This is a genomic window from Bacteroidota bacterium, assembly GCA_016713765.1.
Lineage (GTDB): Bacteria > Bacteroidota > Bacteroidia > AKYH767-A > 2013-40CM-41-45 > Pollutiaquabacter > Pollutiaquabacter aromativorans.
In genome coordinates, this window is the sequence record JADJON010000001.1 from 571,619 (window position 1) to 585,145 (window position 13,527).

Consider the following 13,527-nt stretch of genomic DNA (forward strand, 5'->3'; position numbering starts at 1 on the left):
CGTGAAAATCGCGGAAAATGAGCAACTTATAAGAGAAAGGAGTCCCCATGTTCAAACAGAACAAAGCGGCCGGCAGCCCCGGCAAATCGAACGATCCGAATACCGCGTCCATCAACCTGATCGGGGCGGGAACGGTCATCGATGGGGACATTCGTTCCAATGGTGACATCCGGATCGACGGTACCGTCAACGGACAGGTGATCTCCAAGGCCAAGGTGGTCGTGGGTTCTACCGGCCTGGTGGAAGGCGATGTCATGTGTCAGAATGCCGACGTTTCCGGGACGATCAAGGGCAAGACGACGGTTTCAGAATTGTTGTTCCTCAAGTCGACCGCCAAGGTGATCGGCGATATCGTCACCGGCAAGTTGGTGGTGGAGGTCGGCGCTACCTTTACGGGCTCCTGCAACATGGGTCCGGTGATCAAAGACATCAAGGATGGCGACCAACCAACCCTCTCCAAAGAAAAATCCGCTATCTGATAATCGCGCGCTGATGCGCTACGCGACCATGGGCACCCAGATGCTCGTGATCATGGGCGCCATGACGTTCGGCGGTTACTGGCTCGACAAACACTTCGGGCTGCAATTCCCCATCTTCACGGTTGTGCTCAGCCTCTTCGGCATCGCGGCGGCGTTCTATTTGAGTTTGAAGGATTTGTTGAAGAAGTGAACAGTGAGTAGTGAACAGTGAACAGTGAATAGCGAATAGTTTTTTAGGGATGATAAGCAATACCATAGAATTTGAATTCACTGATATTTATTTCAGTTTTTTCAGTTACTAATTACTAATTACTAATTACTAATTACCAATTACCAATTACCAATTACCAATTACCAATTTCACTCCCACCCACTCCAACTTCCCGACCGCTATGTTCCGCTACCTGGTCACGCTCGTCATCTTTACCCTGGTTCTTGCCGGTGTTTTGTATGGTGTACAATCTTCGCGGCCGGAATGGGTAGGGGAGTCGTCGTGGTGGATGCTGGGATATTTTTTTCTACTGACGGCGGCGTTTCATTGGGGCCTGGTTGCCGCTTCGAAAGGCAATCCGCAGGCGTTCATTCGGTATTACATGGGCGCGACGAGCTTCAAGTTGCTCATTCACCTCGGCGTGCTGGTCCTTTACGCGTTCTTCTACGGCGAACACGTAGTGCGTTTCATCGTGACGTTTCTTTTCGGATATGTATTGTTCACCGGACTCGAGGTGTTTCTTTCGTGGAACAGGTTCCGGCGAGCCGGATGATTCTTTGTACTTCGAATTGATAGCACGCGGATCCCGCGGATGATGCGGATTCACGCAGATTATTCCCGCTTTTATTGGATGCCACCAAAGCCAATTTGAGGTTACTTCACCTTATGTTGTATCCGGAGATCACCGACGAGATTATCAGATCGTTTTATAATGTTTATAAGATTCTGGGCTATGGATTCCTTAGAAGGTATGAGCCATTTGACTTTTGAGAGAAAGGAACGGCCCATGCACTTTGATGGGCATAGGGTTGGGAAATACTTTGCAGACTTATTAGTTGACCGAAGAGTGATCGTTGAAATTAAAGCTGTTGAATACCTTATTCCAGAGCATGAACTGCAATTGATTAATTATTTGAAGGCGACAGATATTGAGGTAGGACTTCTTCTAAACTTTGGACCTAAACCACAATTTACTCGAAAGGTATTTTCAAATTCCCGAAAAAGATCCGCGTAATTCCGCATCATCCGCGGGATCCGCGTGCGATCCATTCTTGACCAGAGGCTTTGACACCAGCAGTTAGAGTATTAACTTGCCAAGGATGTTCAGGCTATTCTGGAAAATATGGCTCAGGGTGTTTGGGTGGAAGTTCGTGGGGACGTTTCCGCAGGAGTTGAAGAAGTGCGTGATCGCCGTGGCGCCGCATACGAGCAACTGGGACGTCGTTGTCGGCATGGCAACCCGATCGGTGATGCCCATACGCGGCGCGAAGTTTCTCGGTAAGCAGGAGCTCTTCCGCGGCATCCTCGGACCCTTCATGCGCTGGATCGGCGGAGTGCCCGTCGACCGTTCGAAGAAATCCAATACCGTCGAACAGGTAGCCGAAGCCTGCCGAAAGAGCGAGCGGTTCATCCTCGCCATCGCCCCGGAAGGAACCCGAAAGCGTGTCGACTCGCTCAAGACCGGCTTCTGGCACATGGCCAAGGCCGCGGGAATCCCGATCGTGCTGGCCGGCCTCGACTATAAGCACAAAGCCGTCGTTTTTTCCGAACCATTCCACCCGCAGAACGAAGCGGAAGATTTCAAACGCATCTACGCCTTCTTCTCCGGTATCGAAGGCAGGCATCCCGAACTTGGGCTTGGACACCTGGCTGGATAGATAGCCGCGCGAGCTACCCATTCGTCATCTCGCTAACCTACTTTACCGCTTCGGCCGAACTGAAAATAAGCAAAGAGGCTGTTCGGGTTCTCCGGACAGCCTCTCCAATATTTTGTTGCCAACGTTCTTATTCGATCACCATCCGAAGATGCTGCCGGCGCCCAGCCTGTTCGGTCGTGATAACGAAAATACCAGGTGCTAAGCGGGATTCGTCGACGTAATATGAATCGCCCTGCACGCGATAGCTGGCTACTGTCTGGCCCAATGCATTGGTCACACGCACGATCGCTTCGGCGCCTCCATTAGTCATTGCAATGCGGAACATGCCACGGTTCGGATTAGGCAAGATGCGAAAGAGTACTTCCGACTCGGTAATGGTACCGATACCGGCACAAAGCTCCACATGCATCGTGTCGCTTGCGTTCGCGGTACAGTTGTTGGCATCCGTATAGCTGTACAGGACAGGGTAATCACCAGCGCCGATGGATGGGTCGAAACTGTTGCCCGAAACACCCATGCCTGAGAAGCTGCCACCGGTGGGTGTGTTGCCGTCGAGAAGGAGAGGCGGATCCGTTGTGCAGAGTGAATCGGTTGAGAGGCTCAAGGTAACCACCGGTAACGGCGGATCATTCAGTGTCAGCACCCCGGTAGTTTCCGAGCAACCATTGGCATCCGTGACCGTGACGGAGTAAGATCCGGCGCCGACATTGTTGAGATCGGCGGAAGTTTCACCGCTGTTCCATTGATAGTCATAGGAACTGGTACCGCCACTCACCGTGCTGCTGATATTACCATCTGTACCGCCGCAAGTGGTCGGATCATTGATCAGTGTAATGGAAACGACGAGTTGGTCCGGCTCGATAAGGGATTGGGTAACACTTGTCGAGCAGCCAGCTTCGTCGGTGATCACGCAGATGTAGGTATCGGGAGGCAAGCCAGCGATGGCCGCTGTCGTGTCTCCGGTCGGACTCCAGAGGTAATGATATGGAGCGACACCGTCCAAAGGTGTTGCGGTGACGGAACCATCGGCGTCGCCGAAACAGGTCACGTCGGTACCGGCGGCCGTAGCTGTCAGCGGTTGTGTCGGGACTGCGACGGTGAAGCCGACTGCGGGATAGCTCGAGCCTGTCCCACCCGGGGGAGTGTTGCTGTCGACCCGAATACGTCCATCGGCACCGCCACCACCGTCACCGAAGTAGGGGCTGCCCGGCACGTTGGAAGTGCCGCCACTGCCGCCGAGAGCCGAAAGGCTACCGTCGTTGGTCACCGTCGGCGCTGCCAGCCAGATCGTACCGCCGGATCCGCCGCCGCCGCCGCCACAGTTGCCGGTGCCATCGGAGCCGCCCACTCCGCCGTCGCAGTTGATGGTACCGGTCGCTCCGATCGTGATTGAAACAGCGGATTGGATGGAAATGACACCACCGCCGCCACCACCGCCGCCGCCGCCACATTGGAAGCCGCCGGATCCACCACCACCGCCGGACCCAGCAAACAAATCGACAACATTCGGTGTGCCGTATTCCGGGCCTCCAAATCCACCGGTCGGACTGGACGACGGAATGCCGACAGTACTGTATCCGGCACCGCCTCCTCCAGACCAATCATTTCCGAAATTGTTCGAGCCACCCGGTCCGGAGCCGGAAGTACCCGGCAAGGGTCCAAGTGAAGCGGAAAAAGCCCCGCCACCGCCGTCTGCGCCGCCTGCAACTCCTTCACCGCCAGCCCCGGCCGTGCTGTTGGTGATCCCGTCGCCGCCGTTGCCGCCGATCGCTTCCAGCGCGCCGTTGATGGTCACGGCACCGGTACAGTGGATGATCAGAGGGTCGTCACCGGTGACGGTAATGGTAACGCCGGCATCGATGGTGAAGGTGGTGAAGTTGTACTCTCCGCCTGCCAGTGTGCCGTTCGAAGTGGCTTGATAAGGGCCATCAGCTCCAGTACCGCCGGAATAACACGTTTGTGCAATTGTCGGCAAGCTTGCGTTCACCCAAAGGAGAAAGTGCAGAAGTAAAGTTCGTTTCATAGTGTGTGGATTTTTCTTAAAAATAAGACCTTTCGATTAATGATGGATTGTTGATTTACAATGTTTTACAGTCCCCACATGAACTTTTCCCGTTTGCCCTTTCCACTCTTTATAGTACTTTTGCGCTCTCTTTTGAAAAACACGGTTGCTGGATATGTCACAACGCGTTCATTATAAGTCCATTAGCTCCAGGTTGGCGGCTGCGCTCTGCCTGTTGTATTTCGTTTTCGGTCTTCCGGTTGTTCGTGCCAATCAGGCTGAGCAGGAAGTTGGTATGCATACCGACTCTGCCGCAGCCGAAATGATTACGGAAGCTACGGCTGCGGATCATTCCGCCGCTTCAGAGGAGCATGCGCAAGGCGAAGAGAAGTTCGATGCCGGCAAGATGATTGTCGATCACATCACCGACGCGCACGACTGGCACCTCTGGGGTCACGGGCATTCCGCTGTTTCCGTTCCCCTGCCGGTAATTTTAAAATCCGAACAGGGGCTGCACTTTTTCATGTCCTCTGCTTTTCATCACGATAACGATGGCAAGCACGTAGTGGATCACAACGGCGAACGTTTTGTCCGCTACCACAACCGCATTTACATCGCCGGCACCTCCGCCGATGCCGAGGGGCGTTTTGTTTCGGTGAATGAGAAAGGCGAAGCATCCAATGTCGCGCCGCTCGATTTTTCCATTACCAAGAACGTCGCCGCGCTGCTGTTCAGCGTGATATTGCTCCTCTGGATCTTCCTGTCCGTCGCCAAAGCCTACCGCCGCCGCGAAGGCCAGGCGCCCAAAGGGCTGCAGTCGCTCATCGAGCCGCTCATCATCTTCGTACGCGACGAAATCGCGAAGCCGAGCATCGGCGCCAAGCACATGAAGTACATGCCGTACCTGCTGACGGTGTTCTTCTTCATCTGGATCAACAACCTCCTGGGTCTGATCCCGATCATTCCGGGTGGTGCCAACCTGACCGGTAACATCGCGGTGACGATGACCCTCGCGCTCATTACTTTCATCATCACCACGGTCAGCGCGAACAAGCACTACTGGCGTCACGTCTTCGCCATGCCTGGTGTACCCGTTGGCGTACTCGTCCTGCTCACGCCGATCGAATTGCTCGGTGTCTTCCTCCGCCCCTTCGTGTTGATGATCCGACTTTTCGCCAACATCACGGCGGGTCACATCATCGCGCTCTCGTTCTTCAGTCTCATCTTCATCTTCGGAGAAATGAGCACCGGCCTCGGCCTGGGCGTCTCGGTCTTCTCCGTCGCGTTCGTCGTCTTCATGAGCCTGCTCGAACTCCTCGTAGCGTTCCTGCAGGCGTTCGTGTTCACCCTGCTCTCGGCGATCTATTTCGGTTCCGCCGTAGAGGAGCACGACCACCATCACGAAGACGAACACGGCCATGCCCACGTGGAAGAAGCGGCTATTGTCTGATTATCCATTAACCCTTAATAAACAACCCTATGTTATCTTCAATTCTCCTGGAAGCAGGTAACCTTGGCCTCGGCTACGGTGTTGCTGCTTTGGGTGCCGGCCTCGCCGCTCTCGGCGCTGGCGTCGGTATCGGTCGTATCGGTGGTTCGGCACTCGAATCCATCGCCCGCCAGCCTGAAGCATCCGGCGACATCCGCGCCAACATGATCCTGACCGCAGCTCTCGTGGAAGGCGCCGCCTTCTTCGCGATGGTTGTTGGTCTGCTCGTCGTGTTCAAGAGCTGATCCTGCCCGAACGAATCCGGTGCGGCGGTTGGCCGCACCGGATTTGTTTAATTCGAGAATCGAAAAAACGAAAAACCACTTCCTGTAACATGGAACTCATTCAACCCGCCATCGGTCTCATCTTCTGGATGAGCGTTTCTTTCCTGCTGTTGCTCTTCATCCTGCGCAAGTTCGCCTGGAAGCCCATCCTGAAGATGCTGAGCGACCGCGAAACGAGCATCGCCGAAGCACTGAACTCCGCCCGCAAAGCGAAAGACGAGATGGCCAACCTGAAGGCCGACAACGAGCGCCTGCTCAACGAAGCCCGCGCCGAACGCGATCGCATGCTGAAAGAAGCACGCGATACCAAGGACGCGATCGTGGCTGAAGCGAAGTCGAAGGCGCAGACCGAAGCCAACAAGGTGTTGCAACAGGCCCGCGAGACCATCCAGACCGAGAAGCTCGCCGCCATCACCGAACTCAAGAACCAGGTGGCCACCATGTCGATCGAGATCGCGGAAAAGATCCTGCGCACCGAGCTGGGCAACGACGAAAAGCAGAAGGCGCTCGTGCAGAGCCTCCTCAAAGACATCAACCTGAACTGATCGGTCTCCTGATCCCATGCATAACATCAAAGTCGCGAAACGTTACGCCAAGTCGCTGATCGACCTGGCCAAGGAGACCGGAGTCCTGGACGCGGTGAGTGCGGACATGAAACTCCTCGTTTCGGTTTGCCAGTCCAGCAAGGAACTCACCAGCCTCCTCGGCAATCCGATCATCAATTCGGACAAGAAGGAAGCGGTATTGAACGCGATATTCGGCGACAAAATCCAGCCGATGACACGTTCGTTCTTTCAGATCCTGATCCGGAAGGGCCGCGAAGGCGACCTGTACGAGATCGCGAAAGAATACATCGCCCAATACAAGCAACTCAAGGGCATCACGACCGCCGTCGTGATCACCGCCACCGGCCTCAACGACCACCTGCGCTCGGAGGTGAACCGCATCGTGAAGGAAAAAGTACAGCGCGAAGTGGAACTCCTCGAGCAGGTCGACAAGGACCTGATCGGCGGTTTCGTGTTGCGCATCGGCGATACACAGTACGATGCCAGCGTCGTGAGCCAGCTCCGCCGCCTGGCAAAAGAATTCAGCTCGAACCCATACGTCCGCAAGAACTGATCTCCGGACACCTATCCATAAGCAACAAGACAACATCATACCATCATGGCAGAAGTAAGACCCGACGAAGTCTCCGCGATACTGCGACAGCAGTTGGCCGGCTTCAAGACCGAGAAAGAACTGGAAGAAGTAGGCACCGTGCTCCAGGTGGGCGACGGTATCGCCCGCATCTACGGCCTCACCAAAGTGCAGTCCGGTGAACTCATCGAATTCGAGAACGGCCTGCGCGGCGTAGTACTGAACCTCGAAGAAGACAACGTCGGTGCGGTATTGCTCGGTAAATCCACCGACATCCGCGAAGGCGACGTCGTGAAGCGTACCGGTCAGATCGCCTCCATCAAGGTGGGTGACGGAATGGTCGGCCGTGTCGTCGACACGCTGGGCACCCCGATCGACGGCAAAGGCCCGATCAGCGGTGAGCTGTTCGAGATGCCGCTCGAGCGCAAAGCGCCGGGTGTAATCTACCGTCAGCCGGTGAACGAACCGTTGCAGACCGGCATCAAGGCCGTTGACGCCATGATCCCGATCGGTCGCGGTCAGCGCGAACTGATCATCGGTGACCGTCAGACGGGTAAGACCGCCGTGGCCATCGATACCATCATCAACCAGAAAGAATTCTACGAGCGCGGAGAACCGGTTTACTGTATCTACGTTGCCGTAGGTCAGAAAGGCTCCACCGTCGCGCAGATCGTAAAGACGCTGACCGACAACGGCGCCATGCCGTACACCATCATCGTGTCGGCTACCGCTTCCGATCCGGCGCCGATGCAGTTCTTCGCTCCGATGGCCGGCGCGGCTATCGGCGAATATTTCCGCGATACCGGCCGCCCGGCGCTCATCGTATACGATGACTTGTCCAAGCAGGCCGTTGCCTACCGTGAAGTGTCCCTGCTGCTCCGTCGTCCTCCGGGCCGCGAAGCGTATCCGGGTGACGTATTCTACCTGCACTCCCGTCTGCTCGAGCGTGCGGCCAAGGTCATCAACTCCGACGAGATCGCTCGCCAGATGAACGACCTGCCCGAGACGCTGAAGAACAAGGTGAAAGGCGGAGGCTCGCTCACCGCGCTTCCGATCATCGAGACCCAGGCCGGTGACGTATCCGCGTATATCCCGACGAACGTGATCTCGATCACCGACGGTCAGATCTTCCTCGAAGCGAACCTCTTCAACTCCGGTGTACGTCCGGCCATCAACGTAGGTATCTCCGTATCCCGCGTAGGCGGTAACGCGCAGATCAAGTCGATGAAGAAAGTCGCCGGTACGCTGAAGCTCGACCAGGCCCAGTACCGCGAACTCGAAGCGTTCTCCAAATTCGGCTCCGACCTCGACGCCGCTACCAAGGCGACGCTCGACAAGGGTTCCCGCAACGTGGAGATCCTGAAGCAGGGCCAGTACAACCCGATGTCGGTAGAGAAGCAGATCGCGATCATCTACCTCGGTACCCGCAACCTGCTCCGCGACGTTCCGACGAACCGCGTGAAGGAATTCGAAACCGAATACCTCGCACTGCTCGACGCCCAGCACAAAGCAACGCTCGATTCGCTCCGCAAAGGCGTCATCGACGACAGCGTGACCTCGGTGCTGGAGAAGGCTGCTGCGTCACTTACTCCGAAGTACAAAGCCTGATTAGTGAACAGTGAACAGTAAACAGTGAACAGTAGTGTAGAAGCGGACGGTCCTTTCGTCGTTTTTTATCCAATAACCAATCACGAATAACCAATTACCAGTTTCTAGTTACTAATTACTAATTACGATTCACTAACCCCCACCATCCATGGCCAATCTGAAAGAAGTCCGTAACCGCATCGCCTCCGTCAATTCGACGCAGCAGATCACCAAGGCGATGAAAATGGTGAGCGCGGCCAAGCTCCGCCGCGCGCAGGACGCCATCCTGACCATGCGTCCGTACGCGGCCAAGCTGCGCGAGATCATGGAGAATATCTCGGGTACGCTCGAAGGCGGTGCGGGCGGCGATTTCGCGCGCGTGCGACCGGTGGAGAAGGTGCTCATCGTAGCCGTCAATTCCAATCGTGGCTTGTGCGGCGCTTTCAATGCCAACATCAACCGTGCGGTCAACCGACTCATTCGCGAGACCTACGCGAAGCAGGCTAAAGAAGGCAATGTGAAGGTGCTGGCCATCGGCAAAAAGGCCTCCGACTTCTTCTCCAAGCAGAAGAACGTATTGGTCGGCAATCACAACGAAGTTTACGCGAACCTGAACTTTGAAAACGTATCCGCCATTGCGGAGAAGATCATGCAGGAATTCGCGGCCGGGCAGTATGATCGCGTGGAAGTGGTGTACAACCAGTTCAAGAACGCGGCGGTCCAGTACGTGATCACCGAGCAGATGCTCCCGATCGCGCCTCCCGCTACTAAGGGCGATGCGGCAAAGACGGCTGCCAGCGATTACATCTTCGAACCACGCAAGGAGGAGCTCGTACTCGAGTTGATCCCGAAGTCGGTGAAGGTGCAGTTGTTCAAAGCCGTCCTCGACTCCCACGCTTCCGAACACGGTGCGCGGATGACTGCTATGAACAAGGCGACCGATAACGCGGGGGAGATGCTCCGTGAACTTCGCCTTTCATACAACAAAGCCCGTCAGGCGGCCATTACCGGAGAGATCCTCGAGATCGTCGCCGGCGCGGAAGCCCTCAAGGGTTGATCCATCCAATGCGACTTAGAAGCGGTTGCTCCCAACGGGGCAGCCGCTTTCATTTTTCAAAGCGGAGGATGGATTTTTCCCGAATCAGGGCCTAATTTCCCGCTATTGTCAGGAAACATTCAGATTTCGGGTCTTTCAGTCGCCCTTGCACAGACAACATTGTCACGAATACATCTGTTCGTTACATTTGAGGAACAAGCGCAAAGCTGCACTGAACAGCGTTTCCCCTGTCCCGTCCTTCGACCCACTCGGATATCGCCTGCGCGCTTCTTCCCTCACGACTATTCTGAACCATCATCATGATCAAACGTGTACTCGCCGTCTTCGTGTCGGCACTTTGTCTGTCCCTGCAATTGCAGGCGCAGGCTCCAGCTCCTTCCGCGGCAACGGTTCGCCCGCTGCTCGCTGATTATCTCGTCCAACACCAACAGGATTGGCAGCTCAGTGATTCCGATCTGAACGACTTCGTCGTCAGTGACTGTTACACTGATGCGAAGACCGGACAGACCTATGCCTACCTGCACCAGACGGTAGGTGGTATCCGCATCTTCAACGCGGTCAGTGCCGCCAGCATCCGGGAAGGCCGTATCACCGGCTTCGGAAAGAAACTTTACACCAACGCCGCCGCGCGCGTCAATAGTCTGCAGCCGACACTATCTGCTGCTGCAGCTGTACAACGTGCCGCCGCGCACCTGGGTAAGGCGATCGTAGGCGATCCGCGTGAGCTTGCTTCCGATCCCGCTATGCACCGCCATTACTTCGGGGCGTTAGGGATTGCCCGTCGTCCCATTCGGGTCGATCTGGTCTTCGTTCCGGTGCAGAATGCCCTGCGACTTGCCTGGGATGTGAACATCGACCTCGAAGGAGAGGTACACTGGTGGAACGTACGCATCGACGCCTTGTCGGGCGATTTTCTTGAGAAGAACGACTGGACCGTACATTGCGACTTCGGTGCACCGGACGCTGCGCAGGTTCAGCACCAGCAGCATCAACATGCCGGCGTGCAAGAGCATGTTGCGACGTCTGTCAGCACCCAGCGCAGCAGCTCGCTGCCGGTGTATAATGTCCTGGCATTGCCGGTTGAAGCACCTTCCTTCGGTGCGCGTACGCTGGTGACCGATCCGGCTGATCCGGCCGCCTCCCCGTACGGATGGCATGACGTTGACGGCGCGGTCGGCGCGGAATACACCATCACGCGTGGCAACAATGTTTACGCCTATGACGACATCAACGATCAGGACGTACCCGGCACCTCGCCGGACGGCGGCGCATCCCTGAACTTCGACTTCCCGATCAACTTTACCCAGCAACCGGGAACGTATCTCGAAGCTTCTGTCACGAACCTCTTCTATACCAACAACTGGATGCACGATGTGCTCTGGCACCACGGCTTCGACGGTCCTTCCGGCGCATTCCAGGAGAATAACTACGGCACGGCAGGAGCCGACGGAGATCCGGTGATGGCCGAGTGTCAGGACGGAGGCGGTACCAACAATGCCAACTTCGCGACACCCGACGACGGCCAGAGCGGTCGCATGCAGATGTATCTCTGGAGCGGATCGCCCGATATCGACGGCTCGCTGGATAACGGCGTCATCATGCATGAACTCGGTCACGGTGTCTCCAACCGTCTTACCGGTGGCCCATCCAACACCAATTGCCTCTTTAACGGAGAGCAGGGCGGCGAAGGATGGAGTGATTATTTCGCCTTGTTGTTCACGATCGAACCGGGCGACCAGGGATCCGATTCGCGTGGCATCGGAACGTATGCGTTCGACGAACCGACCACAGGTGGAGGTATTCGCCGGTATCCTTACTCCACCGACATGGGCATCAACCCGCAGACCTACGGCGATCTGGCCGGCAGCGGCGCGGTGCACGATATCGGTGAGATCTGGTGCGGAACATTGTGGGATATGACCTGGAACCTGATCGATGTGGAAGGATTCGATCCCGATTGGATCAACGGTACCGGCGGCAACAACATCGCGCTGCGTCTGGTGCTGGAAGGCATGAAGCTTCAACCTTGTGGTCCCGGATTCCTGGACGGTCGTGATGCCATCCTCTTAGCGGACGACAACCTCTACAGCGGCGCACACCGTTGCCTGATCTGGAACGCTTTCGCCCGCCGTGGCATGGGTGCCAGTGCGCAACAGGGCAGTGCGAACAATACCGGTGACGAAGTAGAGAACTTCGACCTGCCGACCATTTGCCTTACGCCGGTGGCGCCTCCTGTCGCCAACTTCATCAGCAATGTCACCAACACCTGCTACGGCATCGTGTTCTTCACTGACCAGTCGACGGACATTCCGCAAAGCTGGTTTTGGGATTTCGGCGATGGTTCCACCTCAACCGCGCAGAATCCTTCGCATACCTATCTCAGCAGTGGCAGTTACACGGTTACCCTGATCGTGACCAACACGCTTGGCGCCGATACCCTGGTGCGCACCAACCTCATTACGGTGGCTTATCCGACTTCCCCGAGCATCTCCGGCGACAACGCGATCTGTTCGGGCGAAACCACGACGCTCACCGCTTCGGTTTCTCCGAGCTACGACGTCACCTGGGAAACTTCCGGCGGTACTGTTGTCGGCACCGGCACCACGTTCACGACTCCCGCCCTGACAGCTACCACAACTTATCGCGCCATCGCTTCCACCCAATCGTCGGTGGTCAATGTCGGCCCGCCGGATGCGAGCTTCGGCGGTGGCGGGTATCATGCCACCACCTTCGAAGGTCGGGAGATCTTCACCACCTTCGCACCGATGCGTCTGCGTTCGGTATGGGTGGATGCTTCGGGAACCGCCGACCGTACCATCAACTTGTACAACCAGAGCGGTACGATTCTGCAGACGCTGACCGTCAACATTCCGAACGGACAAAGCCGCGTGCAGGTCAATTTCGATATCCCGACGCCCGGCAATTATGAGATCGGTGTAGTAGCGGGATCGAACCTCTACCGGAACAATTCAGGCGCCAGCTATCCGTACACCATTGGCGGATTGGTCAGCATCACCTCGTCGAACTCGACCACCAATCCGGCTACTTACTATTATTATCTCTATGATTGGGAGGTGCAGGAACTTCCGTGCGAAAGCACGCCTGCGACCTATACGATCAACGTGAGCGCAGGTCCGTCCAGCAATTATACCTATAGCGCTACCGGACTTACCGTTCAGTTCACCGACAATTCCGGCGGCAGCCCCGTATCGTGGAGCTGGGATTTCGGCGATGGTAACACGTCGATCCAGCAGAACCCTTCGCACACCTACGCAGCGAATGGTACGTACTCTGCGGTCCTGACCGTGACGGATGCGAACGGTTGCACCAATACGACGCAGCAATCCATCACCGTTACTTCGGTCGGCATTGCTGATCCCGGAACGGCGAACTGGCAGATCCTGCAGCAAGACCGTACCCTGATCGTTCGGTTCCCGCTCAGCGAGCAGGTTCAGGCGCGCATTACCGTGCTCGATATCACCGGACGTGAATTGCTCCGGTCGGAAACGCGTCAGCACGAATGGCGTGTAGCGCTCGATCGTTTTGCAGCCGAAGTGTTGCTGGTACGCATCGAGCAGGGCGGACGTACCGAATACCGTAAACTGTTCACAGATCGTTACTGA

The 13,527-nt window shown here is 56.3% G+C and carries 12 protein-coding genes and 1 pseudogene; 12 read left to right on the forward strand and 1 reads right to left on the reverse strand.

Features of this window, described 5'->3' with window-relative positions:
- Positions 1–47 precede the first annotated feature (47 nt).
- From IPJ96_02275 to IPJ96_02295, 5 genes and pseudogenes are all read left to right on the forward strand, one after another.
- Complete coding sequence (locus tag IPJ96_02275; protein ID MBK7909174.1) at positions 48–479, forward strand: polymer-forming cytoskeletal protein; 432 nt, start codon at positions 48–50, stop codon at positions 477–479.
- Positions 480–492: 13 nt separating this feature from the next.
- A complete protein-coding gene (locus tag IPJ96_02280) occupies positions 493–669 on the forward strand; it encodes an AtpZ/AtpI family protein (protein MBK7909175.1) in 177 nt (58 codons plus the stop codon).
- A 202-nt stretch (positions 670–871) separates the two neighbouring features.
- A complete protein-coding gene (locus IPJ96_02285) occupies positions 872–1,243 on the forward strand; it encodes a hypothetical protein (GenBank protein ID MBK7909176.1) in 372 nt (123 codons plus the stop codon).
- Between the two features lie 113 nt (positions 1,244–1,356).
- Positions 1,357–1,705, forward strand: a pseudogene (locus tag IPJ96_02290) (GxxExxY protein).
- An 85-nt stretch (positions 1,706–1,790) separates the two neighbouring features.
- Entirely contained in the window at positions 1,791–2,348 is a 558-nt protein-coding gene (locus tag IPJ96_02295) for a 1-acyl-sn-glycerol-3-phosphate acyltransferase (protein MBK7909177.1), read from the forward strand.
- A gap of 127 nt (positions 2,349–2,475) precedes the next feature.
- Here IPJ96_02295 and IPJ96_02300 read toward each other — a convergent pair whose 3' ends face one another.
- Positions 2,476–4,371: a T9SS type A sorting domain-containing protein gene (locus tag IPJ96_02300; GenBank protein MBK7909178.1), complete on the reverse strand. Its 1,896-nt coding sequence runs from the start codon at positions 4,369–4,371 to the stop codon at positions 2,476–2,478.
- Positions 4,372–4,525: 154 nt separating this feature from the next.
- Between IPJ96_02300 and atpB the strand changes: the two genes are divergently transcribed.
- From atpB to IPJ96_02335, 7 genes are all read left to right on the forward strand, one after another.
- Positions 4,526–5,800 (forward strand): F0F1 ATP synthase subunit A, encoded by a 1,275-nt coding sequence (gene atpB, locus IPJ96_02305; GenBank protein ID MBK7909179.1) that lies wholly within the window; start codon positions 4,526–4,528, stop codon positions 5,798–5,800.
- A 29-nt stretch (positions 5,801–5,829) separates the two neighbouring features.
- Positions 5,830–6,084 (forward strand): ATP synthase F0 subunit C, encoded by a 255-nt coding sequence (gene atpE / locus IPJ96_02310; GenBank protein ID MBK7909180.1) that lies wholly within the window; start codon positions 5,830–5,832, stop codon positions 6,082–6,084.
- An 89-nt stretch (positions 6,085–6,173) separates the two neighbouring features.
- Positions 6,174–6,668: a F0F1 ATP synthase subunit B gene (locus IPJ96_02315; protein MBK7909181.1), complete on the forward strand. Its 495-nt coding sequence runs from the start codon at positions 6,174–6,176 to the stop codon at positions 6,666–6,668.
- A gap of 16 nt (positions 6,669–6,684) precedes the next feature.
- Complete coding sequence (atpH, locus tag IPJ96_02320; GenBank protein ID MBK7909182.1) at positions 6,685–7,242, forward strand: ATP synthase F1 subunit delta; 558 nt, start codon at positions 6,685–6,687, stop codon at positions 7,240–7,242.
- 45 nt (positions 7,243–7,287) lie between these two features.
- Positions 7,288–8,868, forward strand: a complete 1,581-nt coding sequence (locus tag IPJ96_02325; protein ID MBK7909183.1) for a F0F1 ATP synthase subunit alpha — start codon at positions 7,288–7,290, stop codon at positions 8,866–8,868.
- A 148-nt stretch (positions 8,869–9,016) separates the two neighbouring features.
- Positions 9,017–9,904 carry an ATP synthase F1 subunit gamma gene (gene atpG, locus IPJ96_02330; protein ID MBK7909184.1) on the forward strand — a complete coding sequence of 296 codons (888 nt, stop codon included), beginning with the start codon at positions 9,017–9,019 and terminating at the stop codon, positions 9,902–9,904.
- Positions 9,905–10,203: 299 nt separating this feature from the next.
- Positions 10,204–13,527: a M36 family metallopeptidase gene (locus IPJ96_02335; protein ID MBK7909185.1), complete on the forward strand. Its 3,324-nt coding sequence runs from the start codon at positions 10,204–10,206 to the stop codon at positions 13,525–13,527.

Excerpts from the sequence above, each read along its gene's own strand:
- IPJ96_02275 (MBK7909174.1), top strand. The coding sequence starts at position 48 with ATGTTCAAACAGAACAAAGCGGCCGGCAGCCCCGGCAAATCGAACGAT.
- IPJ96_02280 (MBK7909175.1), top strand. The coding sequence starts at position 493 with ATGCGCTACGCGACCATGGGCACCCAGATGCTCGTGATCATGGGCGCC.
- IPJ96_02285 (MBK7909176.1), top strand. The coding sequence starts at position 872 with ATGTTCCGCTACCTGGTCACGCTCGTCATCTTTACCCTGGTTCTTGCC.
- IPJ96_02295 (MBK7909177.1), top strand. The coding sequence starts at position 1,791 with ATGTTCAGGCTATTCTGGAAAATATGGCTCAGGGTGTTTGGGTGGAAG.
- IPJ96_02300 (MBK7909178.1), bottom strand. The coding sequence starts at position 4,371 with ATGAAACGAACTTTACTTCTGCACTTTCTCCTTTGGGTGAACGCAAGC.
- atpB (MBK7909179.1), top strand. The coding sequence starts at position 4,526 with ATGTCACAACGCGTTCATTATAAGTCCATTAGCTCCAGGTTGGCGGCT.
- atpE (MBK7909180.1), top strand. The coding sequence starts at position 5,830 with ATGTTATCTTCAATTCTCCTGGAAGCAGGTAACCTTGGCCTCGGCTAC.
- IPJ96_02315 (MBK7909181.1), top strand. The coding sequence starts at position 6,174 with ATGGAACTCATTCAACCCGCCATCGGTCTCATCTTCTGGATGAGCGTT.
- atpH (MBK7909182.1), top strand. The coding sequence starts at position 6,685 with ATGCATAACATCAAAGTCGCGAAACGTTACGCCAAGTCGCTGATCGAC.
- IPJ96_02325 (MBK7909183.1), top strand. The coding sequence starts at position 7,288 with ATGGCAGAAGTAAGACCCGACGAAGTCTCCGCGATACTGCGACAGCAG.
- atpG (MBK7909184.1), top strand. The coding sequence starts at position 9,017 with ATGGCCAATCTGAAAGAAGTCCGTAACCGCATCGCCTCCGTCAATTCG.
- IPJ96_02335 (MBK7909185.1), top strand. The coding sequence starts at position 10,204 with ATGATCAAACGTGTACTCGCCGTCTTCGTGTCGGCACTTTGTCTGTCC.